Below are 22,303 nucleotides of genomic sequence, written 5' to 3'. Positions count from 1 at the left end.
CTATTCTCCCGAATTCTTGACGGGTGCCAGATAAGCAGCGACCGCATATCGAAGTTGCTCGACCGACGCATCGGAGGAAAGCTCCGGCTCGAGAGTCGGCGCAGAAATGACGACGGACTGAGCCATCAGTAGAACCATCGCCGCGATCTCGTTGACGCTTCCCTCGCGAATCGAACCATCCTGTTGGCCGGCCGCGACAACGGATGTGATCAGCTCGAGAATCGACTTCTGGCTCGCGCCGAGCCGGTCCACGATGTAGGTCGTCAGCAATTCTTGATCGGCTTGCCGAATTTTCACGAAGAGCGGATGGTCGCGAATCTGGCCGACGACGTCACCGATCGCCTCCACGAGCAACGTGCCGGCAGACCCGTTGAAGGTCACCTCGGGCAGCACCGATCGGATCTCCCGGGTGAGCAGGTCCGCGACGACAGCTCGCGTGTCCGGCCATCGCCGGTAGACCGTCGGTCGGCTCACGCCGGCGCGACGCGAGATCTCGGCAAGTGTGGTTCGCTGCATTCCGAAATCGAGGACACACGACCTTGCTGCGTCGAGAATCACGTCGTCGATCTCGCGGCTGGGGATGCGCTGACCATCTGCCTTGCGAGGGGCAATTGAGTCATCTGCGTTACGGATTACCATCGTGTGTAACACAATACCGGACAAGTCACCGGTAATCCCGTCGGGACTTTCGATTTCTCTCGCTCAGAGATCATCAGAAATAGTACAACTCGAAACCAACTGCTCGCTCGGCGTCGAAACCAGGCTTCGGTCCGCTGACCATGTCGATCTGTGCGCGCGCCTGTTCCCGGATCGGCGTGGAACTCAGCGCCGCCAGATATCGCGCATGTTCCGCGAGCGAATCCACGGCGCGATCGACCGTCGACGTCACGTCGACGCAGTGTGTGGGAGTCATCGTATTGACCGCAACCCACCGAACACCAGGCCACGGCGCCAGTCCCTGCGCCGTCAATGAGGGAAAGATCCATTCGTTTGCTGCGTCGGCAGTTGCGTCGAGAACGCTGATCCCGAGTGCACGGTGATCTGCGCTGTTCAGATAGCCGGGGCCCCAGGTGTGGGAGAAGTTCATCGTCACCACCAATTCCGGACGGTGGCGGCGAATTGCTGCGGCGAGAGTCGAGCGCAACTCCAAGCCTTCCACGAGACGACCGTCGGGCAGGCCGAGGAACTCCACCTCACCGACACCGACGATCGCGGCCGAGCGACGCTCTTCTTCCTCGCGGATGGGGCCGGACTCTTCGGGCGACAGACCGGCGATTCCGGCCTCGCCGCGCGTGGCCAGGACATATCGCACGTCTTTGCCGCGATCGGTCCACTGCGCCACTGCTGCGGCTGCGCCGTATTCGATGTCATCGGGATGCGCCACGATGACAATCGCGCGCTGCCAGTCCTCGGGGAAGTTTTCCATAGTGCAGATCTTGCCCGTCAGAACCGCGAAGCGGGCGAATTGTCGTCACTTCCCGACATCGCCTTCACCAGGAAGTAGATTCCGAAGCCGACAGCGCCGACCACCAGAACCCAGAAAAGCCCCTTGATCAGGGCACCGACCACCGCGAGTGCGACCCACACCAGTACGACGGCCAAAACGATCTTCCAAAACATGCTTACCTCCAACGTGCCGTTGAATAATCAGTCGAATCGGACAGGTGCTGCGTCGTCCGTAGAACCAGCCTGACAGGTCTGGCGTGACAAAGCAGCAGCTCAGCGGCAAGTTCAGGTAAAGATCAGGGTTCACCCCGAGACCGGCCCTCACGCAGGTCAGGTGTCCAACCCATGGGAGCTTGCTCCTGGCGTAAACTCGCGAAGTTCGATCCCGTATGCCGAAGGAGCACGTCCGCAGTGTCTACGACCCGTTTCCCCGCTCGCGATCTCGCGCATGTAGCCGTCTTCGCCGCACTCATCATCGCGCTGGGCCTACCCGGGTCGATCAACATCGGCATTTCCGGCGTGCCGATCACCCTTCAGTCCATGGGCGTCATGATGGCCGGCGCTCTACTCGGACCGCGCAAGGGTGTTCTCGCCGTCCTGACGGTCATTGCTCTGGGATTGGTCGGTCTACCGGTCCTTGCCGGCGGTCGCACCGCACTCGTGTCTCTCTCGAGCCCGACAGCCGGATTCCTCATCGGTTGGATCCCGACGGCGTTTGTCATCGGATGGCTGACCGCCAAGATGCTGCCCAAGTACCGGATCATCGCGGGCATCGGCATCAACCTTCTCGGCGGCGTCGTCGTTCTCTACGCGTTCGGCATCGTAGGAATGATGGTCCGCGGACACATGAGCTTCGTTGCCGCATGGTCGGCCAACGCCGCCTTCATCCCGCTCGACGCCGCAAAAGCGGTCGTCACCGCGTTGGTCGCGTCCCAGGTTCACCGGGCATACCCGGCACTACTGCGCGACTCGGTGATCTCGTCGAACAAGACCGTGGTGGCGAATTAATCTCCGATGAGTGAGATCGTCTTCGAGAACGTCGGACACAGCTTCGGTGAACGAACGGTCCTTCAGCAGATAGATCTGCGACTGAGCGAGCAGCGAATCGGGATCGTGGGTGCGAACGGAAGCGGCAAGTCGACCCTCGCTCGCATGATCAACGGACTGGTCGTTCCGACGGAAGGACACGTCCACGTCAACGGCTTGGACACGGCGAAGAAGGGCCGCGACGTACGCAAGCAGGTCGGATTCGTCTTCACCGATCCCAACCACCAGATCGTGATGCCGACGGTTGCCGAGGACATCGAATTCTCGCTCCGCCGTAGCGGATTGGGCAAAGCCGAGCGCGCTGCAAAGGTGGCCTCGGTGCTCGAACGCTACGGCCTCGCCGGGCACGCCGACCATCCCACCCACCAGCTTTCGGGCGGGCAGAAGCAGCTACTCGCGCTCGCGGCCATCATGGTGACGGAACCGAACGTACTCGTCGCCGACGAGCCCACCACGCTCCTCGATCTTCGCAACTCTCGGCTGATCACCTCGGTGTTCGAGTCACTCGATCAGCAACTGATCGTCGTGACCCACCAACTCGATCTCCTCGAATCATTCGAACGGGTGTTGGTTGTCGACCAAGGCCGTGTCGTCGCCGACGGCTCCCCCGCCGACTCGATCGGCCATTACCGGTCGTTGGTCTCGTGACCACTCTCGGCGTCTACCGGCCGGGTACATCGCTCCTGCACCGGATGCCGACGGGGATCAAGCTCTTCGCCTTGGTCGTGGCCATCCTCGCCGTCTCGATCTTCGTTCGTGAGCCGTGGCAACTGGCAGTTCCCACGATCGTCGTTGTGGCCCTGTACGCGATTGCGCGCATTCCTCCGATGACTGCGATCCGGCAGCTGCGTCCGGCGCTGTGGATGTTGCTCTTCATCGGGGCGTTCCAGCTGGTAGTCGCGGGATGGCAGCGAGCGGCCGTCGTGTGCGGGGTTCTGATCATCTCGATCGCCTTCGCGGCGATCATGGGTCTGACCACACGGATCTCCGAGATGCTCGACGCGATCACCCGGTTCCTGACACCCTTGCGACGCTTCGGGGTCAATCCCGAACGGATCGCTTTGCTCCTCGCAATGACGATCCGGTGCATCCCGCTGATGTTCGAGGTCATCACACAGGTGTCCGAGGCACGCAAGGCGCGAGGGCTCGGATTCTCGCTGCGATCCTTCGCAGTTCCGGTCATCGTCGGCACCCTGATGACCGCGGACGCAATGGGTGAAGCGTTGGCGGCCCGCGGCGCCGACGACTGAGATTTCGAACAGGTGCATCGATCAGGCGCGAGGACCGATCAGTTGTACTTGCGGGTGATGTCGTCCACCTCACCGATGGCGTCGGCAAGCGCCGAGAGTCGCTCGGCGGCCGCGTGCAGCGCCGAGAGTTCTCGGTTGAATCCCACCAGAGCCGAAGGGCTGTGAGGCGCTGTCAATGCAGCTGCGGAGGTCACCAGATCCTCGTACTGATCCAACCCCGACTGCAACTCACGAACTGCGCCGTCGATGGTGGGATCAAGAGGTTCGGTCACCTTGGGTGTAGCGGCCACGGCGCGTTCCATCGCGACGACATCCGAAGACACCGCGAACATCGCTCTCAATGCCGAATCGGCGGTAACAGTGATTTCGTCCAACTCACCGGGGTCGATGGTGTCGGCGCGCCTGAGCACACTCAAGATCTCGAACAACGAAGTCTCGGCGCCGATGAGGCGAGACATCGGGATGAACGCGCGAGACGACGACGGTGGCAAGCGCCGGCGAATCGGCGCCGACGGCGGTGGGCCGGAACTCATCGAACGGTAACGGCCGACCGCGATGACGGCGGGAACCGCGAACAGTGCCGCTCCCCCGCCTGCCACGACCACCGACCACTCGGGGGCCGACGCAACAGCAAGGCCGGCCGTGCCGACCACTGATCCGCCGGACATGAAACCCCAACGCTGAGCGCGTCGACGTGCACGGGCACGTTTGCGCTCGAATTTGGCGCGCGGGTCCTGCCACCGCCGAGCGGCATCCGCCGCAGACAGTCCGACCTCGCGCAATGTGTCCGCGGTGCGTCCCAACGCTCCGAAGGCGCCGGATACGGAAACGGGAACGGCCGACCGGGGCTCGCGCCCAGATCGACCGTCTCGTGAAGAAAACATCAGAGCATCACTGCCGACATCGAGGATTCGGCTACTGCCCGGTCTGACCGGCAGCCGGGGGCTGCTTCTCGACGGACGGAGTCGCAGGAGTGGCTGCTGCGCCGCCGGAAGGCAGTGCCTCGCCCTTCATGGAAGCACGAATCTGCTCGAGGCGACTGTGCCCTGCCATCTGGACCGAGGCCTGCTGGACCTCCATCATGCGGCCTTGAACGGAGTTCTGGGCGAGCTCGGCAGAGCCGAGTGCGTCGGCGTAACGCCGCTCGATCTTGTCGCGCACAGCATCGAGGCTGGGTGTGTTGCCGGGAGCCGACAGCGTGCTGTCCATGGACCGAAGGGACTCGCTCACGCGCTCCTGCATCTTGGCCTGCTCCAGCTGGCTGAGCAGCTTGGTGCGCTCGGCAACCTTTGCCTGCAGAGTCATCGCGTTCTGCTCGACAGCCTTCTTGGCCTGAGCGGCGGCCTGCAAGGACTGGTCGTGCAGTGCCTTCAGATCTTCGACGCCCTGCTCGGCCGTCACCAACTGGGCCGCAAAAGCTTCGGCAGCGTTGGTGTACTGGATCGCCTTGTCGTTGTCGCCGGCAGCAGCGGCCTGATCGGCGAGGTTGACGGCCTGGCGCGCGTTGGCGTTGAGCTTTTCGACCTCGTCGAGTTGACGGCTGAGCTTCATCTCGAGTTGACGCTGATTACCGATCACCGACGCAGCCTGCTGGGACAACGCCTGATGCTGGCGCTGTGCGTCCTCGATCGCCTGCTGAATCTGAACCTTTGGATCTGCCTTCTCATCGATCTTCGAATTGAAGAGCGCCATCAGGTACTTCCAGCCCTTGACGAAAGGATTAGCCATTGGTTTGATCCTGCCTCCATCTGATGCGCCGCGCCGAACGCGACCCGGAGCGCGACCGTCGCGCACCGAAACAAGGGCTGCGCCCTATCTGCTCTGACCCCACCTGCTGGAAACCGGCGGTTACGTACAAAATCTATCGGTTACGGCCGGTAGTGGCTACGCCGCCGCCAACCTTCGAGCGTTCGGTGCCGGAATCACGACGCGGGTATCGCGTGCGATTGTCGGCGAACCGGAAGCCGAGACCGAACCGGAAGCCGACACCGCAGGTTCGGCGACCTGTCGACCAGCTACCGGAGCGCTCTTCTTCGTGGCCAGGGTCTCGCTCACGTCGACCAGCACGTCGGATAGTGGGACTGCGAGCGCATCACAGATCGCCGCCAACAGTTCGCTCGATGCTTCCTTACGTCCACGTTCCACTTCGGACAGATAGCCCAAGCTCACACGCGCGCTGTTCGACACCTCACGTAGCGTGCGGCTCTGCGAAACGCGCGTACGCCGGAGACTGTCACCGATTGCCTCACGCAATAGCAGCGCCATCTCGCTCCTCCTTCATCCGTGACCTCATCGTGCATGGTCGTACGTCTTCACAATCGTCAACGTCCGAACACATCCGATTGGTTCCCGAGCCTATCGTGCCGCACGCTCTGCGACACGATCACGTAACCGCGACACGGCAGTTGCGACTGCGGTTGTCCGAATCTCCCACCGTTCGCCGCCGAGCGCGAGGGGTACGCATTCGGTTCCGTCCGGGCCGGCGATACCGAGAAACACCGTTCCGACCGGGTGTCCGTCCTGCTCACTCGGACCGGCGACTCCGGTCAGTCCGATACCCCAGTCGGCGCCGCACCTCGTCCGGGCGCCGAGCGCCAAAGCCACGGCGGTGCTCTCGGACACGGGGCCGTCCGTTGCCAGACGCTCGGGATCCACGCCCGCCAGCGTCGCTTTCAAGTCGGTCGCGTACACGACCAGGCCCCCACGCAGCACCGCGCTCGACCCTGGCACGGACGCGACCGCAGCCGTGAACAAGCCAGCCGTCAGAGATTCGGCGGCGGCGACAGTCTGCCTCGCGGCGCCAAGGGCGTCGACGAGTTCGACCACTCCGAGTGCGAGCAGCGGGTCCGTCATGACTCGACTGCGCGAACTCCGGCGCGAAGCCTGATCGCCTGCACGATGTATTCGATTCCCGTCGCCACCGTCAGCACGACGGCAGCAGCCATCAGCAATCCGCTGACGATGTCCCAACTGCTCGGCAGCGGGCAGAGGTAGAACCCGATCGCGACGGCCTGCACGAGGGTCTTGAGCTTGCCGCCCTTGCCCGCCGGGATGACCGCGTGCCGCAGTACCGCGAACCGCAACAGCGTGATTCCGAGTTCTCTGGCGATGATCACTCCGGTCACCCACCACGACAGGTCACCGAGAACCGAAAGACCGATCAGCGCGGCGCCGATCAGTGCCTTGTCCGCGATCGGGTCCATGAGTTTGCCGAAATCGGTGACCAGACCGTACTTCCGAGCCAATTGGCCGTCGATCCGATCCGTGATCGCGGCGACGATGAACACGCCCATTGCCCCGAGACGCCACCACGTCGAGTGTCCGCCGTCGACGAACAGAACAACGAGAAAAACCGGAACGAGAACCATTCGGACCATCGTGAGAATGTTCGCGATGTTCAGCAACGGAACCGGGTTGTCCGCGACAGGTGTGCCGTCGGACGGGCCGACGGCGGCGCGATGGGCGTCGGTCTGATCGCGCGGGGTACTCATCGGATCACCGCACAGGCGGTGAGCCGAACCCGGGACAAAGCCGAGCGGCGCGGGAATTGCGTGGGGCGGACAGGCACGCGACTTAGAATATCGGTAGGGCCATTGACTAATGTGCACCACATGACTTCGACCGCGCCGACCTATACCGAGAGCCAGTTGATCGTGCGTCGCGCGCGAACGTCGGACATCCCCGAAATCAAGCGTCTGATCGACATCTACGCCGGCAAGATCCTCCTCGAGAAGAATCTCGTGACACTGTACGAGGCAGTCCAGGAGTTCTGGGTCGCCGAGCGAGGCGGCCAGGTAATCGCTTGCGGCGCACTGCATGTGCTGTGGGCGGACCTGGGTGAGATCCGCACCGTCGCAGTCGATCCGACTGCCAAAGGCCAGGGCGCAGGTTTCCACGTCGTCGACAAACTCATCGAGGTCGCCAAGGAATTGGAGTTGGAACGGTTGTTCGTTTTGACGTTCGAGACCGAGTTCTTCCACCGTCACGGATTCGCGGAGATCGACGGCACCCCCGTCACCGCCGAGGTCTATGCGGAAATGTGTCGGTCCTACGACGCCGGCGTCGCCGAGTTCCTCGATCTGAGCTATGTGAAACCCAACACACTCGGCAATACTCGCATGCTCCTGACTCTCTGAACCGTTCAGACTCTTCACACACCACCCTCTCGATCACCAGCCCCGAAAGCGGTTCACGATGTCGTTGTTCCTCGTCGAATACACCTACGCGCCCGAGAAGAACGCTCAGCGCGACGAAGTCCGTAGCGATCACCGCGCGTGGCTCGCGGATCTGGTTTCCCGCTCGATCGTCTTGTCATCCGGCCCGTTTGCAGATGGAAACGGCGCGCTGATCATCGTCGACGCCGCAGACGCCGACACCGTTTCCCTCCTCTTCACCCACGATCCGTTCGCGATCGCCGATTTGATCGAGAAGGTCCGGATCACCGAGTGGGTTCCGGTGTTGGGTCAGTTCAGCGCCTGAGAGCCCCGGCCCCGGCTTACTCCCCCGCCCGGTCGCGAGTCTTCAACAGGCTCGCGACCGTCGTCACCGCCAATACTCCGATGATCACTCCGAGTGAGAGTGCCGTGGAGATTTCCGGGACGGAGACGTGTTCACCTCCGTTGACGAACGAGAGGGTGTTCTCGTGCAACGCGTGAAGTACCAATTTCACACCGATGAACGCCAGGATTATCGAGAGCCCGTACGAGAGATAGACCAGCCGTTCGAGCAACCCACCGATCAGGAAGTACAGCTGCCGTAGACCCATCAGCGCGAAGGCATTGGCGGTGAACACCAGATACGGTTCCTGGGTCAGACCGTAGATCGCCGGAATCGAATCGAGCGCGAAGAGCACGTCGGCAAACCCGATTGCGATGAGCGCCAACAACAACGGTGTCACGACGCGCTTGCCGTCGATCCGGGTGATCAGTTTGTCCCCGTCGTATTCCTCGGTTGTCGGCAGCACCCGCTTCACGAGTGAGATGATGCGACTGTCGCGCTTCTCCTCGGCTTCCTTCTCATGCCCGTGATCGCGGATCAGGGTGTACGCGGTGTAGATCAGGAACGCACCGAAGAGGTAGAACACCCAGCTGTACGCATTGATGGCGGCCGCACCGACTCCGATGAAGATTCCGCGCATCACCAATGCGAGGACGATGCCGATCAGCAGGACTTTCTGCTGGAACTCTCGCGGGACGGCGAACGTCGACATGATGATCACGAAGACGAACAGATTGTCGACCGAGAGCGCCTTCTCCGTGACGTAGCCGGCGAAGTACTCACCGCCGTACGTGGTGCCCCAGATCCACATCACGACGAGGCCGAAGACGATGGCGATCGAAATGTAGACCGTCGACCAGAATGCGGACTCCCGGAAGGTCGGCGCATGCGGAGTGCGGACATGGGCGAAGAAGTCGAAGACGAACAGGCCGAGGATCACCACGATCGTGATTCCCCAAGCCAACGGCGTCACATGCACGGGTTCCTCCGGTCGTCTGTCGACGGCTTCTCCGCCGAGGTGTCCCTACTCGTCTGCAGGTGCCTCATCCGGGTCGCCGCCGCGTATCGACCACAGCAGACCGTCGAGCTCCTCGGGCTTCATGAGCACCTCGCGTGCCTTCGAGCCCTCGCTGGGTCCGACGACGCCGCGGTTTTCCATGAGGTCCATCAGTCTGCCGGCCTTGGCGAACCCGACTCGTAGCTTGCGCTGCAACATCGACGTCGAACCGAATTGACTCGTGATGACCAATTCCACGGCCTGCAGGAGGACATCCATGTCGTCGCCGATGTCGGGGTCGACGTCTTTCTTCTCCCCTGCCTTCTGTGCGGTGACACCTTCGGTGTACTCGGGCTCGGCCTGGTTTTTCGCGAAGTCGACAACCGCCGAGATTTCCTCGTCGGTGATGAACGCGCCCTGCATACGGGTCGGCTTACCCGCGCCCATGGGCAGGAACAGGCCGTCACCCATACCGATGAGCTTCTCGGCGCCGGGCTGATCGAGGATGACTCGCGAGTCCGTGAGCGAGGACGTCGCGAACGCCAGACGCGAAGGCACGTTGGTCTTGATCAGGCCGGTGACGACGTCGACGGACGGGCGCTGCGTTGCCAGCACCAGGTGGATTCCGGCAGCGCGGGCTTTCTGGGTGATGCGGACGATTGCTTCTTCGACGTCGCGCGGAGCGGTCATCATGAGGTCGGCCAACTCGTCCACGATCGCCAGGATGTACGGGTACGGGCGGTAGACGCGCTCGCTGCCCAGCGGCGCGGTGATTTCCCCGGACTTGACCTTGGAGTTGAAGTCGTCGATATGACGCACCCGGTTGGCCTGCATGTCCTGGTAACGCTGTTCCATCTCCTCGACCAACCAGGCCAGCGCTGCCGCTGCCTTCTTCGGCTGAGTGATGATCGGCGTGATCAGGTGCGGGATACCTTCGTACGGCGTGAGCTCGACCATCTTGGGGTCGATGAGGATCATCCGTACTTCTTCGGGCGTTGCTCGGGTGAGCAACGAGACGAGCATCGAGTTCACGAAGCTCGACTTACCCGAGCCGGTCGAACCTGCCACCAGAAGGTGGGGCATCTTCGCGAGGTTCGCACTGACGAAGTCACCTTCGATGTCCTTACCGAGACCGATCACCAGCGGATGGTGATCGCGTCGGGTGCTCGGCGCGTTCAAAACGTCGGCGAGGCGGACCATTTCGCGGTCGGAGTTCGGTACCTCGATACCCACCGCGGACTTACCCGGAATGGGGGCCAGGAGGCGGACGTTGTCGGTTGCCACGGCGTACGCGATGTTGCGGGCGAGCGCGGTGATCTTCTCGACCTTCACGCCTGGGCCGAGTTCGACCTCGTAGCGCGTCACCGTCGGTCCGCGGGTGAAACCGGTAACAGCGGCATCGATCTTGAACTGTTCGAGGACTTCGCTGATCGCCTCGATCATCGCGTCGTTCGCAGAACTGCGGAGCTTGGGCGGGTCTCCCTCGATCAGCAACGTCGTCGGCGGGAGGTTGTAGTCGCCGTCGGTGACCCGATCGGTGACGAAGTGTTCCTTCTCCTCCGGCTCCGGTTCGGGTTTCGGCACGGGCTTGGCGATGGGGACCGAACGCGCAGGCACCTTGGGGCGCGGTGCCGGCGTCTCCACGACGGGCGCTGCCGCAGCCGCGACGGGCTCGTCGGGTACTGCGGTGTCGTCGGCGTTCCACAGACCGAGGACTTCGGTCTTCTTGTCTCCGGATTCGAACTCGTCCGTCGGGTAGTTGTCGATCGGTGCGCGTCGGCTGGTCCGCTTGGCGGGCTTGAGCGGCGGCTCGGCGTAGGTGTCGACCGGGTAGCCGTCGGCGTCGAACAGTGAAGGATCGTAAGCAGATTCGCCGTAGTGGTGCTCACCATCCTCGTCGAATTCGGATCCGTAGTCGCCGTATTCATCCGAGCGATACGAGGCGCCGAAGAAGGACTGGAACTTGCTCGGCACCTCACGCAGAGTCGTTCCGGTCAGAAGGAGGATTCCGAATCCGGCGGCGATGACCAGCAGCGGCGCAGACAGCCAGACGGTGAGCCCGTTGGTGAGCGGGCCGCCCACGACGTATCCGACAAACCCTGCGCCGTTGGAGCGACCGGTGGCGTCTGTCGGTGAACCCGAGATGATGTGCCAGAGGCCGAGCGCCGGCAGACCGACCAGCAGCGATCCCATGATCAGTCGGGGCCGGATCTCAGGTTTCGGTTCGGTGCGCATCAACAGGATCGCGAGGCCGACGCCGACGATGGGGAGCACGGCCGAGGCCGCGCCGAAGATCGCCCGCACGAGGGTGTCGATGCCGCCGCCGATCGGACCACCGGCCTTGAACCAGACGCCACCGGCGATGACGACGCTGAATGCGATCAGGCCGAGCGCTATTCCGTCGCGGCGGTGGCCGGCTTCGATCTCGCCGACCTTACTGACGGTGCGTGTGGTGGCGCCGACGCCGCGGGCAGCCAGGGACCACCCGGCTCCGATTCCCTTGCCTACAGCGGCCAACGGGCTGGCCCGCTGAGAGGTTTTCGATACCGGGCGGCGCGCGGCCGACGACGTACCGGACGCCTTCTTGGGCGCCGGCTTGGAGCCTTTGCCCGACGCGGGGCGCCCACCAGCCCTGGCCGAAGTCGTGACATTTCGAGGAGTCGATACGGTTCGCGTGGTGCGCGAGGCACGAGGTTTTGCGGTTGCGCGCGCGCTCGGAGTAGAGGCTGACGACCTGGTCGATGCCCTGGACGTAGACGTGCTTGTACTGGATCCCCGGGCGCTCGACTTACCTGCCATGGAGTTCAGGCTAGTCTGTGCGACCCCATCTGGACCATCCGCAACACCAGCAACACTGGTGGCGAGTGCGAAACGTGATCTTCACAACCCGTCTGTCGAGCTCGGCTCCGGCAGAAGGGGGCCATCAGAAACTGCGATCGAGCGCCATCACGGATTGAACGTCGGCCAGTTCACCTTTGGCTTCGATCTTCACCTCGTTGCGACCGAAAGCGTGCAGCAGCAACTCGGCGGGTTCACCCTGCAGGACAACACTGCGAGAGCCGGATTTGTGGACGACCGCACTCTCGCCGGACGGAAGTTCGAAAATGACCTCGACAGCGGCTTTGCGGTAACCCATCTTGCCGATCTGCCGGGCGTACTTCCACAGCTGAGCCTGCCGACCCTCCGACAACGGACGCGGCGCCCAGTTCAGATGTGCGCGTCGTACATCTTCGTGGTGGATGAACATTTCCGTGGTATTCACCTGCGCGTCGAGCCAGTACATCGGCGACCACCGAGGCGGCCCACTCCGAACGTCGTCGAGGATCTCCTCCCACGGACGCGCCGCTGCGGCCTTACGCACGCTCTCGGTGTGACCGGCAAGAGGGCTCAACATGATTCCGGGAGCGGCGTCGAGACGCCGCTCCCGGACTATCAGATGTGCTGCCAGGTCACGATTGGTCCACTCCCCACACAGTGTCGGAGCATCGGGGCCGAATTCGACCATGCTGTCCACCAGGGCGAGTCGTTCGTCATGAGCGAAGGTCACCTTCGCCAAAGTACTCGAACCGGACCGGGTTCGAGCGGAAGCGACCTGCTGTGCCGAATCTACGGAACCGCGATGACCGTCGGAATGATCATCGGACGGCGGCGGTACTTGTCCGCGACCCAGCGTCCGACGACGCGGCGCACCGACTGCGCGATGCGATGAGCGTCGATGACGCCTTCGCTCGCCAACCGGGCCAGGTCCGATTCCACGAGATCCGCGGCAGCCTTGAGCGCTGTCGGATCGTCGGAGAAGCCGCGACCGGACACCTCGGGGGTGCTGACCGCACGGCCCGTCGACTCGTTGATGACGATGGTGATCGCGATGAAGCCGCCCTCACCGAGCACGAGGCGATCGGACAGCGTCGGCTCACCGACGTCGCCGACGGACAGACCGTCGACGTAGACGTGTCCGACCGGTACGCGTCCGACGATCTCGGCGAGACCGTCCACCATGTCGACCACGACGCCGTCCTCGGCCAATACGATGCGCTCTTCCGGCACGCCGGTTGCCTTTGCCAGCGCGGCGTTGGCACGCAGGTGCCGCCATTCACCGTGGACGGGCATGGCATTGGTGGGCCGAACCGCGTTGTACAGGTAGAGCAACTCACCGGCGGACGCGTGGCCCGAGACGTGAACCTTGGCGCTCTGCTGGGTCACGACGGTGGCACCGCGCTTGGCCAAACCGTTGACCACGGCAAAAACGGAGTTCTCGTTGCCCGGGATCAGCGACGACGCGAGAACGACAAGGTCGTTGGCGCGGATGTTGATCTGACGGTGTTCGCCGCGCGCCATCCGCGAGAGCGCTGCCAACGGCTCACCCTGCGAACCCGTCGAAATGAGCACCAGGCGATCGTCGGGAAGGGTGGCGGCGGTGTCGATGTCTACGACGAGGCCGTCGGGCACCGTCAGGTAGCCCAGATCCTGGGCGATCTGCATGTTGCGGACCATCGAGCGGCCGACGAAGACGATGCGGCGGTTGTACCGAGCGGCTACGTCGACGACCTGCTGGATGCGATGCACATGGCTGGCGAACGATGCCACGATGACGCGCTGCTTCGCCTTGCCGATGACATTGTCGAGCACTCCCCCGATTTCGCGCTCGGGTGTGACGAATCCCGGAACCTCGGCGTTCGTCGAGTCGACGAGGAACAGGTCGACGCCCTCGTCGCCCAGGCGGGAGAATCCGGCGAGGTCGGTCAGGCGGCCGTCGAGAGGCAGCTGATCGAGCTTGATGTCACCGGTGTGCAGTACGACACCGGCGTCGGTGCGAATCGCGATCGCGAGAGCGTCGGGAATCGAGTGGTTGACCGCGAAGTACTCGCAGTCGAACGGGCCATGGGTGGTGGTGTTTCCCTCGACGACCTCGACCAGGTTCGGACGCAGGCGATGCTCGCGGCACTTGGCGGCAACGAGAGCGAGAGTGAACTTCGCGCCGATGACCGGAATGTCCGCGCGCAGACGCAGCAAGAACGGCAGAGCACCGATGTGGTCCTCGTGTCCGTGAGTCAAGATGACGGCTTCGACGTCGTCCATACGGTCTTCGATGTAGCGGAAGTCCGGGAGGATCAGGTCGACGCCAGGCTGCTGGTCCTCGGGGAACAGCACACCGCAGTCGACGATCAGCAACTTGCCACGGTGCTCGAACACCGTCATGTTGCGACCGATTTCGCCGATGCCGCCCAGCGCGACGATGCGCAGACCCGATGCCGGCGCCTTCGGGGGTGTTCCGAGGCGACCCGTGGGATCGACGGCCGGACGGTTCTCGGGGCGCTTGTTTCCGCGCCCGTTGCCCGACTTCGATGCTGCCGGTCGGTTACCGCCGGAAGATTTGCGCGGCGACCTGTCTTCGGTCGACTTCTTCGGTGCAGCAGATTTGGTGGCAGCGGACTTGGTTGCTGCAGATTTGGTTGCTGCGGCCTTCTTGGGCGGGGCGGCTGCGGCGGGGGCCGCTTCTGCCGCCGGCGCAGCTGGTGCCTCTACCGGTGCGGCCTTTGCGGCCGTTTCGGGAGCCGGAGGCGAAGGCGGACCGGCTTGACGACTGGCACTACGACGTCGGGGGGGACGGGTCATTTACAAAACTCCTGCCGCATGCAGATCGGCGGCAAGACCGTCGATCTGCTCTTTAGTGGGTGCAACCTGCGGAAGGCGTGGTTCTCCGACATCGATTCCGATGAGTCGCAGACCCGCCTTCGAAGCGCTGACACCGCCGAGGCGGGCAACGGAACGAATCACAGGGATCAAACTGAGGTTTATCTCGCGTGCGCGGGCGATGTCGCCGGACACGAACGCGGTGTGAAGGTCACGGAGACGACCCGGAACAAGATGGCCGATGACGCTGACGAAGCCGGTGGCGCCGACAGCGAGCCACGGCAGATTCAGCGGGTCGTCGCCGGAGAAGAACTGAAGCTCGGTGGTGCCGATCAACTCTGCGCCGGCGTTGAGGTCGCCCTTGGCGTCCTTGACGGCCTTGATTCGCGGGTGCTCGGCGAGTCGGCGGATCGTCTCGGTCTCGATGGGAACGACGGAGCGGGGCGGAATGTCGTACAACATGACGGGCAGGTCGGTCGCGTTGGCGACGGCGGTGAAGTGTGCAAACAGTCCGGCCTGGGGCGGACGTGAGTAATACGGGGTGACGACGAGCAGACCGTGCGCTCCGGCGCGAGCCGCGTCACGTGCGAGTTCGACGCTGTGAGCGGTGTCGTTGCTGCCGGCGCCTGCAACGATCTTCGCGCGGTTACCGACGGCGTCGATCACTGCGCGGAGCAGGTCGAGCTTCTCGGACTCGGTGGTGGTGGGAGATTCACCGGTGGTACCGGCAAGAACGAGGCCGTCACAGCCGTTGTCGACGAGATGGGCTGCGAGGCGCACTCCCGCGTCGACGTCCAACTTCCCGTCGGCAGTGAACGGGGTCACCATCGCAACGGAAATGGTGCCGAACGGACGCTCGACAAGAGAAGCGGAATCACCGTAGGTCATGGTCAGAAGGTTACCCGGTTCAGCTCTTACTTCTGCACACGAGTCACGACTCGGCCGCAAATGCGCTGACGGCAATTTCCGATCCGTCGCTTCCGCGAAGAATCTCGTAGTCCCCGAACACATTTGGCGCGACATCACGAAGCTGACGCAGGCACTCGACCGCGACTCGCCGGATCTCGACATCCGCATGTTCGGTGGCACGCATCTCGACGAAGTGCCGCCAGGCCCGATAGTTTCCGGTCACGACCAAGCGCGTCTCGGTGGCGTTGGGCAGCACCGAGCGCGCAGCCTGCCTGGCTTGCTTGCCCCGCATCGGGGCACCGGGCACCGATTGCAGTTTCCCTTCGAGGGCAGTCAGCAGTTCCCCGTAAGCGCGACGGCTTTCGTCGGTGGCATTCAGAAACAGTGCTTCGAGCTCGGGATCACCTTCGACAGCAGGAGGCACGACGACGTTTGCATCGTTCTCACGGACGAATCGCTGCGAGAGTTGCGAGTACGAGAAGTGCCGGTGACGAATCAATTCGTGAGTGCACGAGCGCGAGATACCGGTGATGTAGAAGCTCACTGTCGCATGCTCGAGCACCGAAACGTGTCCGACCTCGAGCAGATGCCTCAGGTATCCGGCGTTGGTTGCGGTTCGCGGATTCGGCTTGGACCAACTCTGGTAGCAGGCTCGACCGGAGAACTCGACCAGCGCTTCGCCACCATCCGCGTCCGTCTCCCACGGAATGTCCTCGGGCGGGAAGAACTCGGACTTCGCCACCAACTGCACTTTCAGTGACACCGTGTTCGGCACAACCCACTCCTCGACAAGCACGAAACGACCAGCATGAAACCCGGGCGCCGTTCGCCTCAGGTGCTGGGCAACTCTATAGCGGTCGACCGCCCTCGATACCGAGTGACGTCATCACATCCTTGACTGACGTCACTTTTGACGTCACTGTGGTGTCATGGACATTTCGGAGTACACCGCAAAGCTGCAGAACGACCTCGCCACTGCAGCCGAACTCGGCGACGATCACACGCGCCGGATTGCGGCGTCGTTGTCCGCCGCCATCGAACCCTCGGTCCGCCTGGTCTTGTTGGCCGCGGCGACGGAACTGGCCAAGGAGATCGGGGCGAAGCTGGGCGACCGAGAGGTCAAGGTCAATCTCGACGGAAGCGAATTACTGGTCGACGTCGTTCGCCCGCCGAACTCGACCGGCGGCGAAGGTGCAAACGAGAAGGCAGACGACGAGAAGAAGGACTCAACCTACTCGTTCGACGACGTCAGCGGAGATATCAGCCGGGTGACGTTGAGGATGATGGAGCAGATCAAAGCCCGCGCCGAGGAGGCCGCCAATCAGAACGGAGTCTCCCTCAACTCGTGGGTTTCACAAGCCGTCCAGGGCGCATTGCGGGACCAGATGCGCAAGAACGGCATGGACTAGCTCGACGCCAACCCGATCACCGAATGATCTAATTGCGCAACTGCAGTAATCACGAACCGTTGCCGCAAGGCGAGAAGGAGCACGTTCATGGCCGTTTCGGGCGTCAAGGAATTCGAGATCAAGGCTGATCCGGAAACGGTGATGAAGGCCGTAGCAGCCGTCGATCGGCTGCCGGAATGGTCGTCTGCACACAAGAAGATCACCATCGAGAGCACCCACGACGACGGTCGCCCCCATCGCGTTCGCATGGCCGTGTCCATTCTGGGAATCAACGACGAGCAGGTAGTCGACTACACCTTCGAGGGCGACGAGAAGGTGACCTGGACCCTCGTGGAGAGCGGTCAGCAGAACCAGCAGGACGGCTCGTACGTCTTGACTCCCACCGACGGTGGAACCAAAGTCACCTTCGAACTGACCATCGATCCCAAGATCCCGCTGCCGGGCTTCCTGGTGAAGAAGGCACAGAAGACGGCGCTGGAAACAGCGAGCAAGGGCCTGACGAAGTTCGTCGAAAACTTCTGAGCGCACACGCAATTCAGGCGGCCCTTACTTCCGGCGTTCATCGCCGGGTAGGGGCCGTTTGCCGTGAAGCCGAGCTGTGTTTTCGCGGAAGTCCCTGCCGATGTTGAAGATTCGCCGGTAGCCAGGGACCGCCCGGAGTAACGTCGGCCGCGTGTCCGCCGAGACCGCAGAACCCAACTCCATGGCACCCGTGCGCATCCTCGTCTACAGCGACGACGCACACACGCGCGAGCAAGTTCGGCTCGCTCTCGGAGAGCGCCCACATCCGTCGATGCCCACCATCGACTACATCGAGGTCGCGACGGCACCGATCGTCGTAGCCAAGCTCGATGCCGGCGGAATCGACCTCGCCATTCTCGACGGCGAGGCGAGTCCGGCGGGCGGCATGGGCGTCGCGAAACAACTCAAGGACGAGATCGCCGACTGTCCACCGATCCTCGTACTGACCGGTCGACCCGACGATGCGTGGCTGGCGTCGTGGTCGAGAGCGGAAGCCTCAGTGCCGCAGCCGATAGATCCGATCGAACTTGCTTCCACCGTCATCGCGCTTCTGCGTCGACAACTGAGCCAGTGAGCACCCGTTGCAGCGGTGATTCGTTGCGGCGCCGACTACTTCGGACTTTCGAGAGCGAAACTCGGCACCCCGAAAACGAACCCAATGTCGGAGGCCTCCCCTAGTGTGGGTGTCGCAGGTCACATAAGTATCGAATTGCTGGCAGTATCGAAATCGAACGGCACCTTCGGGCTGGGCGGACATCCGCACAGCGGAGAGGAGTTCGGGTGACATGAACGCTTACATCCCCATTCTCGTCCTCGGGGTCATCGCGATGGCCTTCGCTGTGGTGTCGGTCGTTCTCGCGTCCGTGGTCGGCCCGAAGCGGTACAACAGGGCGAAACTCGAAGCCTACGAATGCGGAATCGAACCGGCACCCCGTACCGCCGGTGGCGGGCGGTTTCCCGTCAAGTTCTATCTGACGGCAATGCTGTTCATCATCTTCGACATCGAGATCGTTTTCCTCTACCCGTGGGCGGTGCATTTCGATTCGCTCGGCTTGTTCGGCCTCGCGGCGATGGGCCTTTTCATAGTCAACGTCTCGGTGGCATACGCATACGAATGGCGACGAGGCGGTCTCGGTTGGGACTAGGCCAGCGGACACAGGTACAGCACACATACGTCAGACAAAACCGGTCACACCGCAGCTGTTACGACTGAAAAGAGTCGGATATGGGTCTCGAAGAAAAGCTCCCCAGCGGATTTCTACTGACCACTGTCGAGGGCCTGGCAGGGTATGCCCGCAAAGGATCACTGTGGCCTGCCACCTTCGGGCTCGCGTGCTGCGCGATCGAGATGATGGCAACCACGTCAGGTCGCTTCGACCTGGCGCGGTTCGGCATGGAGGCATTCCGCGCGTCGCCGCGACAGGCAGACCTTCTGATCGTGGCCGGACGGGTCAGTCAAAAGATGGGGCCGGTACTTCGTCAGGTCTACGACCAGATGGCCGAGCCGAAATGGGTTCTGGCCATGGGTGTGTGTGCGTCGTCCGGCGGTATGTTCAACAACTACGCAGTGGTACAGGGCGTCGACCACATCGTGCCGGTCGACATCTACTTGCCCGGCTGTCCGCCGCGGCCGGAGATGCTCCTGAACGCGATCATCGAACTGCACCGAAAGATCCAGGAGATGCCCCTCGGCGTGAACCGCGAAGAGGCACGCGCGGCAGCCGAGCGCGCCGCACTGGCATCCACCCCCACCATCGACATGAAGGGGCTTCTGCGATGACCGCGGGCAACAACGGATCGAGGGGGATGTTCGGGGTCCGCGGCAGTGGTGACACCTCGGGCTACAGCCGGCTCGCCCCGCCGATCTCAGTAGAGGACAAGGCCTCTCGACCGTTCGGTGGATACTTCGACGAAGTTGCGGACTCCTTGGATGCCGCATTGCGCAGCGCGGGCAGCACTTTCACCGATGCAATCGAGCGGGTAGTGATCTTTCGAGACGAGATGACGCTGCATGTCGAACGGTCTCACCTCCCGCAGGTCGCGCGCAGACTGCGTGACGAATCGGAACTGCGCTTCGAACTTTGCCTGGGTGTCGATGGAGTCCACTATCCGCAGGACACCGGTCGCGAGCTCCACGCCGCATATCCATTTGCTTCGATCACGCACAACCGCCGGATCAGACTGGAAGTGTCCGTGCCGGACTCCGATCCACATATTCCGTCCATCGTCGGGATATACCCCACCAACGATTGGCACGAGCGTGAGACCTACGACTTCTTCGGGATCGTCTTCGACGGTCACCCGGCCCTGACCCGTATCGAGATGCCCGACGACTGGAAGGGCCACCCACAGCGCAAGGACTATCCGCTCGGCGGTATCCCGGTCGAGTACAAGGGCGCCCAGACTCCTCCACCCGACGAGCGTAGGTCGTACAACTGATGAACGAGACGACAGGAAGCAACTCCGGTGCCACGACGGAAACCGTCGTCACAGCATCGGGTCAGGACTGGGACGACATCGTCACCGCGGCCGCTCGCCAGCGAACCGGCGAGGCCGAACGGATCGTGGTCAACATGGGCCCGCAGCATCCGTCCACTCACGGCGTCTTGCGCCTCATTCTCGAAATCGAGGGTGAGACAGTCGTGGAAGCTCGGTGTGGAATCGGCTACCTGCACACCGGAATCGAAAAGAATCTCGAATACCGGAACTGGACGCAGGGCGTCACTTTCGTTACTCGAATGGACTACCTGTCACCGTTCTTCAACGAAACCGCGTACTGCCTCGGAGTCGAAAAACTTCTCGGCATCACCGACGACATTCCCGAGCGAGCCACCGTCATTCGCGTGATGATGATGGAGCTCAATCGTATCTCGTCGCACCTTGTCGCCCTGGCAACCGGTGGAATGGAACTGGGCGCCGTGACGGCGATGCTGTTCGGATTCCGCGAACGCGAATTGATTCTGGACGTGTTCGAGACGATCACCGGACTGCGGATGAATCACGCCTACATCAGACCTGGTGGTCTCGCTCAGGATCTACCCGACGGGTCGGTCGCGAAGGTACGAGAACTGTTGAAGGTCCTACCGAAACGGTTGCGTGACGTCGAACTGATGCTCAGCGACAACTCAATCTGGAAAGCCCGCACCCAGGGAATCGGATATCTCGACCTCACCGGCTGCATGGCGCTCGGCGTGACGGGGCCGGTCCTACGCGCCACGGGTCTCCCCCACGATCAGCGTCGAGCGCAGCCCTACTGCGGCTACGAGAACTACGAGTTCGACGTCGTGACGCACGACGGATCCGATTGCTACGGAAGGTACGTCATCCGTGTCGAGGAGATGAAGGAGTCCCTCAAGATCGTCGAGCAGTGCCTCGACAAACTGCAACCGGGGCCGGTCATGGTGGACGACAAGAAGATCGCCTGGCCTGCCGATCTCGCTGTCGGACCGGATGGCCTCGGCAATTCGCAGAAGCACATCGCCAAGATCATGGAGTCGTCCATGGAGGGTCTGATTCACCATTTCAAACTGGTCACCGAAGGAATCCGCGTGCCGCCCGGCCAGGTGTACGTCGCCGTCGAGTCCCCGCGTGGCGAGTTGGGTGTGCACATGGTCAGCGACGGGGGAACCCGGCCGTACCGCGTCCATTTCCGGGATCCGTCATTCACCAACCTTCAAGCGGTAGCGGCGATGTGCGAGGGAGGCATGGTGTCCGACGTGATCGCCTCGGTTGCCAGTATCGATCCCGTCATGGGCGGAGTGGACCGATGACCGGCCCGAACGGCTCGTCACGGGTGTTCATCGAACTCGGGCCGCGCCCGGACGAGCCCACGCAACTGGTACGCCCTGGCGCACGATCGAGTTATCCGCCTGACGTACTCGCCCGACTCGACGCCGATGCCGAAACCGTCATCGCTCGTTACCGTGAGCCTGACGCCGCGGCGACCACCAGTCGATCAGCCCTCCTGCCGCTCCTTCATCTCGTGCAGTCCGAGGACGGGTACATCACCCCGGCCGGGATCGATTTCTGCAGTGCCAAGCTGGGTTTGACCGGCGCCGAGGTTGCCGCCGTTTCCACCTTCTACTCGATGTATCGCCGTGGTCCGACGGGTGAGTATCTGGTCGGAGTCTGCACCAACACGCTGTGCGCGATCATGGGCGGAGACGACATCCTCGCAGCACTCGAAGAGCATCTCGGGTCAGCAGGCTCCAGAGACGAAGGCGGACACTCCATCTCGACGTCCGACGGCAAGATCACCCTCGAACACATCGAGTGCAATGCGGCGTGCGACTACGCCCCCGTCATGATGATCAACTGGGAGTTCTTCGACAACCAGACTCCGGAATCGGCGCGCTCACTCGTCGATGCGCTCCGCGCCGGAGAGCGCGTGACACCCAGTCGCGGTGCCACACTGTGTTCGTTCCGACAGACCGCACGTACCTTGGCCGGGTTCCCGGATACGCGAATCGAAGCAGCCGAAGCACAAACAATCGGCGGGGCAACTCTTGCCGGACTGCGTATCAGCCGATCTCACGACTACAACCCACCCGGCTCGGCCTCAGCAGCCGACGCTCCCGGCGAAGGGAAGTGAC

The 22,303-nt window shown here is 62.9% G+C and carries 27 protein-coding genes; 13 read left to right on the top strand and 14 right to left on the bottom strand.

Annotation, left to right across the window (positions count from 1 at the left end; genetic code table 11):
- The 3 genes from A0W34_RS13085 to A0W34_RS33165 form a co-directional block, all read right to left on the bottom strand.
- A complete protein-coding gene (locus A0W34_RS13085) occupies positions 1-639 on the bottom strand; it encodes a TetR/AcrR family transcriptional regulator (RefSeq protein ID WP_003942216.1) in 639 nt (212 codons plus the stop codon).
- A gap of 73 nt (positions 640-712) precedes the next feature.
- Complete coding sequence (locus A0W34_RS13080) at positions 713-1,426, bottom strand: PIG-L deacetylase family protein (RefSeq protein WP_042450681.1); 714 nt, start codon at positions 1,424-1,426, stop codon at positions 713-715.
- 17 nt (positions 1,427-1,443) lie between these two features.
- Positions 1,444-1,632 (bottom strand): hypothetical protein, encoded by a 189-nt coding sequence (locus tag A0W34_RS33165; protein WP_020907519.1) that lies wholly within the window; start codon positions 1,630-1,632, stop codon positions 1,444-1,446.
- 225 nt (positions 1,633-1,857) lie between these two features.
- Here A0W34_RS33165 and A0W34_RS13075 point away from each other — a divergent pair, with 225 nt between their 5' ends.
- From A0W34_RS13075 to A0W34_RS13065, 3 genes are read left to right on the top strand one after another with little or no spacing between them, the layout of a single operon-like run.
- Entirely contained in the window at positions 1,858-2,454 is a 597-nt protein-coding gene (locus tag A0W34_RS13075; RefSeq protein WP_007735162.1) for a biotin transporter BioY, read from the top strand.
- A gap of 6 nt (positions 2,455-2,460) precedes the next feature.
- The gene (locus A0W34_RS13070) at positions 2,461-3,141 is read left to right on the top strand and encodes an energy-coupling factor ABC transporter ATP-binding protein (RefSeq protein WP_081557783.1); all 681 of its coding nucleotides are present in this window, start codon (positions 2,461-2,463) and stop codon (positions 3,139-3,141) included.
- Entirely contained in the window at positions 3,138-3,743 is a 606-nt protein-coding gene (locus A0W34_RS13065) for an energy-coupling factor transporter transmembrane component T family protein (protein WP_081557782.1), read from the top strand. Before A0W34_RS13070 ends, A0W34_RS13065 begins: the two co-directional genes overlap by 4 nt.
- Positions 3,744-3,781: 38 nt before the next feature.
- Here A0W34_RS13065 and pspM read toward each other — a convergent pair whose 3' ends face one another.
- The 5 genes from pspM to pgsA form a co-directional block, all read right to left on the bottom strand.
- A complete protein-coding gene (gene pspM, locus A0W34_RS13060) occupies positions 3,782-4,627 on the bottom strand; it encodes a phage shock envelope stress response protein PspM (RefSeq protein ID WP_020907518.1) in 846 nt (281 codons plus the stop codon).
- 31 nt (positions 4,628-4,658) lie between these two features.
- A complete protein-coding gene (gene pspA / locus A0W34_RS13055; RefSeq protein ID WP_003942098.1) occupies positions 4,659-5,471 on the bottom strand; it encodes a phage shock protein PspA in 813 nt (270 codons plus the stop codon).
- Positions 5,472-5,627: 156 nt separating this feature from the next.
- Positions 5,628-6,008, bottom strand: a complete 381-nt coding sequence (locus A0W34_RS13050) for a helix-turn-helix domain-containing protein (RefSeq protein ID WP_003942191.1) — start codon at positions 6,006-6,008, stop codon at positions 5,628-5,630.
- A gap of 90 nt (positions 6,009-6,098) precedes the next feature.
- Positions 6,099-6,596 carry a CinA family protein gene (locus tag A0W34_RS13045; RefSeq protein ID WP_003942100.1) on the bottom strand — a complete coding sequence of 166 codons (498 nt, stop codon included), beginning with the start codon at positions 6,594-6,596 and terminating at the stop codon, positions 6,099-6,101.
- A complete protein-coding gene (pgsA, locus tag A0W34_RS13040; protein ID WP_003942125.1) occupies positions 6,593-7,234 on the bottom strand; it encodes a CDP-diacylglycerol--glycerol-3-phosphate 3-phosphatidyltransferase in 642 nt (213 codons plus the stop codon). The genes A0W34_RS13045 and pgsA overlap by 4 nt, the downstream gene beginning before the upstream one ends.
- Positions 7,235-7,354: 120 nt before the next feature.
- Here pgsA and A0W34_RS13035 point away from each other — a divergent pair, with 120 nt between their 5' ends.
- Both A0W34_RS13035 and A0W34_RS13030 read left to right on the top strand, forming a co-directional pair.
- Positions 7,355-7,879, top strand: a complete 525-nt coding sequence (locus A0W34_RS13035) for an amino-acid N-acetyltransferase (protein ID WP_007735157.1) — start codon at positions 7,355-7,357, stop codon at positions 7,877-7,879.
- A gap of 58 nt (positions 7,880-7,937) precedes the next feature.
- The gene (locus A0W34_RS13030) at positions 7,938-8,222 is read left to right on the top strand and encodes a YciI family protein (protein ID WP_003942124.1); all 285 of its coding nucleotides are present in this window, start codon (positions 7,938-7,940) and stop codon (positions 8,220-8,222) included.
- Between the two features lie 16 nt (positions 8,223-8,238).
- Here A0W34_RS13030 and A0W34_RS13025 read toward each other — a convergent pair whose 3' ends face one another.
- The 6 genes from A0W34_RS13025 to thyX form a co-directional block, all read right to left on the bottom strand.
- A complete protein-coding gene (locus A0W34_RS13025; RefSeq protein WP_019748181.1) occupies positions 8,239-9,219 on the bottom strand; it encodes a TerC family protein in 981 nt (326 codons plus the stop codon).
- A 45-nt stretch (positions 9,220-9,264) separates the two neighbouring features.
- The gene (locus A0W34_RS13020; RefSeq protein ID WP_030535561.1) at positions 9,265-12,036 is read right to left on the bottom strand and encodes a DNA translocase FtsK; all 2,772 of its coding nucleotides are present in this window, start codon (positions 12,034-12,036) and stop codon (positions 9,265-9,267) included.
- 124 nt (positions 12,037-12,160) lie between these two features.
- Positions 12,161-12,784, bottom strand: a complete 624-nt coding sequence (locus tag A0W34_RS13015; RefSeq protein WP_007735153.1) for a TIGR03085 family metal-binding protein — start codon at positions 12,782-12,784, stop codon at positions 12,161-12,163.
- A gap of 59 nt (positions 12,785-12,843) precedes the next feature.
- On the bottom strand, positions 12,844-14,853 hold the full coding sequence (locus tag A0W34_RS13010; RefSeq protein WP_003942231.1) for a ribonuclease J: 2,010 nt from the start codon (positions 14,851-14,853) through the stop codon (positions 12,844-12,846).
- The gene (dapA, locus tag A0W34_RS13005; RefSeq protein WP_003942142.1) at positions 14,854-15,759 is read right to left on the bottom strand and encodes a 4-hydroxy-tetrahydrodipicolinate synthase; all 906 of its coding nucleotides are present in this window, start codon (positions 15,757-15,759) and stop codon (positions 14,854-14,856) included.
- Between the two features lie 43 nt (positions 15,760-15,802).
- Positions 15,803-16,555: an FAD-dependent thymidylate synthase gene (thyX, locus tag A0W34_RS13000; protein ID WP_003942250.1), complete on the bottom strand. Its 753-nt coding sequence runs from the start codon at positions 16,553-16,555 to the stop codon at positions 15,803-15,805.
- A gap of 154 nt (positions 16,556-16,709) precedes the next feature.
- On the opposite strand from thyX, the gene A0W34_RS12995 reads away from it, so the two are divergent.
- The 8 genes from A0W34_RS12995 (at position 16,710) to nuoE (ending at position 22,302) form a co-directional block, all read left to right on the top strand.
- Positions 16,710-17,189 carry a toxin-antitoxin system HicB family antitoxin gene (locus A0W34_RS12995; RefSeq protein ID WP_003942206.1) on the top strand — a complete coding sequence of 160 codons (480 nt, stop codon included), beginning with the start codon at positions 16,710-16,712 and terminating at the stop codon, positions 17,187-17,189.
- 87 nt (positions 17,190-17,276) lie between these two features.
- Positions 17,277-17,711 carry an SRPBCC family protein gene (locus A0W34_RS12990; protein WP_003942203.1) on the top strand — a complete coding sequence of 145 codons (435 nt, stop codon included), beginning with the start codon at positions 17,277-17,279 and terminating at the stop codon, positions 17,709-17,711.
- A 181-nt stretch (positions 17,712-17,892) separates the two neighbouring features.
- Complete coding sequence (locus tag A0W34_RS12985) at positions 17,893-18,285, top strand: Rv3143 family two-component system response regulator (RefSeq protein WP_198035708.1); 393 nt, start codon at positions 17,893-17,895, stop codon at positions 18,283-18,285.
- A gap of 211 nt (positions 18,286-18,496) precedes the next feature.
- Positions 18,497-18,856 carry an NADH-quinone oxidoreductase subunit A gene (locus A0W34_RS12975; protein ID WP_003942165.1) on the top strand — a complete coding sequence of 120 codons (360 nt, stop codon included), beginning with the start codon at positions 18,497-18,499 and terminating at the stop codon, positions 18,854-18,856.
- A gap of 80 nt (positions 18,857-18,936) precedes the next feature.
- Positions 18,937-19,491 carry a NuoB/complex I 20 kDa subunit family protein gene (locus A0W34_RS12970; protein WP_003942234.1) on the top strand — a complete coding sequence of 185 codons (555 nt, stop codon included), beginning with the start codon at positions 18,937-18,939 and terminating at the stop codon, positions 19,489-19,491.
- Positions 19,488-20,150, top strand: coding sequence for an NADH-quinone oxidoreductase subunit C (locus A0W34_RS12965; protein WP_042922617.1), 663 nt, complete (start codon positions 19,488-19,490; stop codon positions 20,148-20,150). The genes A0W34_RS12970 and A0W34_RS12965 overlap by 4 nt, the downstream gene beginning before the upstream one ends.
- Entirely contained in the window at positions 20,150-21,481 is a 1,332-nt protein-coding gene (gene nuoD, locus A0W34_RS12960; RefSeq protein ID WP_007735150.1) for an NADH dehydrogenase (quinone) subunit D, read from the top strand. The genes A0W34_RS12965 and nuoD overlap by 1 nt, the downstream gene beginning before the upstream one ends.
- Positions 21,478-22,302, top strand: coding sequence for an NADH-quinone oxidoreductase subunit NuoE (nuoE, locus tag A0W34_RS12955; protein WP_081557780.1), 825 nt, complete (start codon positions 21,478-21,480; stop codon positions 22,300-22,302). Before nuoD ends, nuoE begins: the two co-directional genes overlap by 4 nt.
- The last annotated feature ends 1 nt before the right edge of the window (position 22,303 follow it).

Source organism: Rhodococcus sp. BH4, from assembly GCF_002079265.1.
In the GTDB taxonomy this organism is placed as follows: Bacteria; Actinomycetota; Actinomycetes; order Mycobacteriales; family Mycobacteriaceae; genus Rhodococcus_F; species Rhodococcus_F qingshengii.
The sequence above is the reverse complement of the archived record's forward strand: the minus strand, read 5'-3'. Positions and strand labels throughout refer to the sequence as shown.

Coding starts and splice junctions, on each gene's coding strand:
- pgsA (WP_003942125.1), bottom strand. CDS start 7,234: ATGAGTACCCCGCGCGATCAGACCGACGCCCATCGCGCCGCCGTCGGC.
- pspA (WP_003942098.1), bottom strand. CDS start 5,471: ATGGCTAATCCTTTCGTCAAGGGCTGGAAGTACCTGATGGCGCTCTTC.
- pspM (WP_020907518.1), bottom strand. CDS start 4,627: ATGTTTTCTTCACGAGACGGTCGATCTGGGCGCGAGCCCCGGTCGGCC.
- nuoD (WP_007735150.1), top strand. CDS start 20,150: ATGAACGAGACGACAGGAAGCAACTCCGGTGCCACGACGGAAACCGTC.
- nuoE (WP_081557780.1), top strand. CDS start 21,478: ATGACCGGCCCGAACGGCTCGTCACGGGTGTTCATCGAACTCGGGCCG.
- A0W34_RS12975 (WP_003942165.1), top strand. CDS start 18,497: ATGAACGCTTACATCCCCATTCTCGTCCTCGGGGTCATCGCGATGGCC.
- A0W34_RS13020 (WP_030535561.1), bottom strand. CDS start 12,036: ATGGCAGGTAAGTCGAGCGCCCGGGGATCCAGTACAAGCACGTCTACG.
- A0W34_RS13035 (WP_007735157.1), top strand. CDS start 7,355: ATGACTTCGACCGCGCCGACCTATACCGAGAGCCAGTTGATCGTGCGT.
- A0W34_RS13085 (WP_003942216.1), bottom strand. CDS start 639: ATGGTAATCCGTAACGCAGATGACTCAATTGCCCCTCGCAAGGCAGAT.
- A0W34_RS12965 (WP_042922617.1), top strand. CDS start 19,488: ATGACCGCGGGCAACAACGGATCGAGGGGGATGTTCGGGGTCCGCGGC.
- A0W34_RS13045 (WP_003942100.1), bottom strand. CDS start 6,596: ATGACGGACCCGCTGCTCGCACTCGGAGTGGTCGAACTCGTCGACGCC.
- dapA (WP_003942142.1), bottom strand. CDS start 15,759: ATGACCTACGGTGATTCCGCTTCTCTTGTCGAGCGTCCGTTCGGCACC.
- A0W34_RS12995 (WP_003942206.1), top strand. CDS start 16,710: ATGGACATTTCGGAGTACACCGCAAAGCTGCAGAACGACCTCGCCACT.
- A0W34_RS12985 (WP_198035708.1), top strand. CDS start 17,893: ATGGCACCCGTGCGCATCCTCGTCTACAGCGACGACGCACACACGCGC.
- A0W34_RS12990 (WP_003942203.1), top strand. CDS start 17,277: ATGGCCGTTTCGGGCGTCAAGGAATTCGAGATCAAGGCTGATCCGGAA.
- A0W34_RS13070 (WP_081557783.1), top strand. CDS start 2,461: ATGAGTGAGATCGTCTTCGAGAACGTCGGACACAGCTTCGGTGAACGA.
- A0W34_RS12970 (WP_003942234.1), top strand. CDS start 18,937: ATGGGTCTCGAAGAAAAGCTCCCCAGCGGATTTCTACTGACCACTGTC.
- A0W34_RS13050 (WP_003942191.1), bottom strand. CDS start 6,008: ATGGCGCTGCTATTGCGTGAGGCAATCGGTGACAGTCTCCGGCGTACG.
- A0W34_RS13010 (WP_003942231.1), bottom strand. CDS start 14,853: ATGACCCGTCCCCCCCGACGTCGTAGTGCCAGTCGTCAAGCCGGTCCG.
- A0W34_RS13080 (WP_042450681.1), bottom strand. CDS start 1,426: ATGGAAAACTTCCCCGAGGACTGGCAGCGCGCGATTGTCATCGTGGCG.
- A0W34_RS13030 (WP_003942124.1), top strand. CDS start 7,938: ATGTCGTTGTTCCTCGTCGAATACACCTACGCGCCCGAGAAGAACGCT.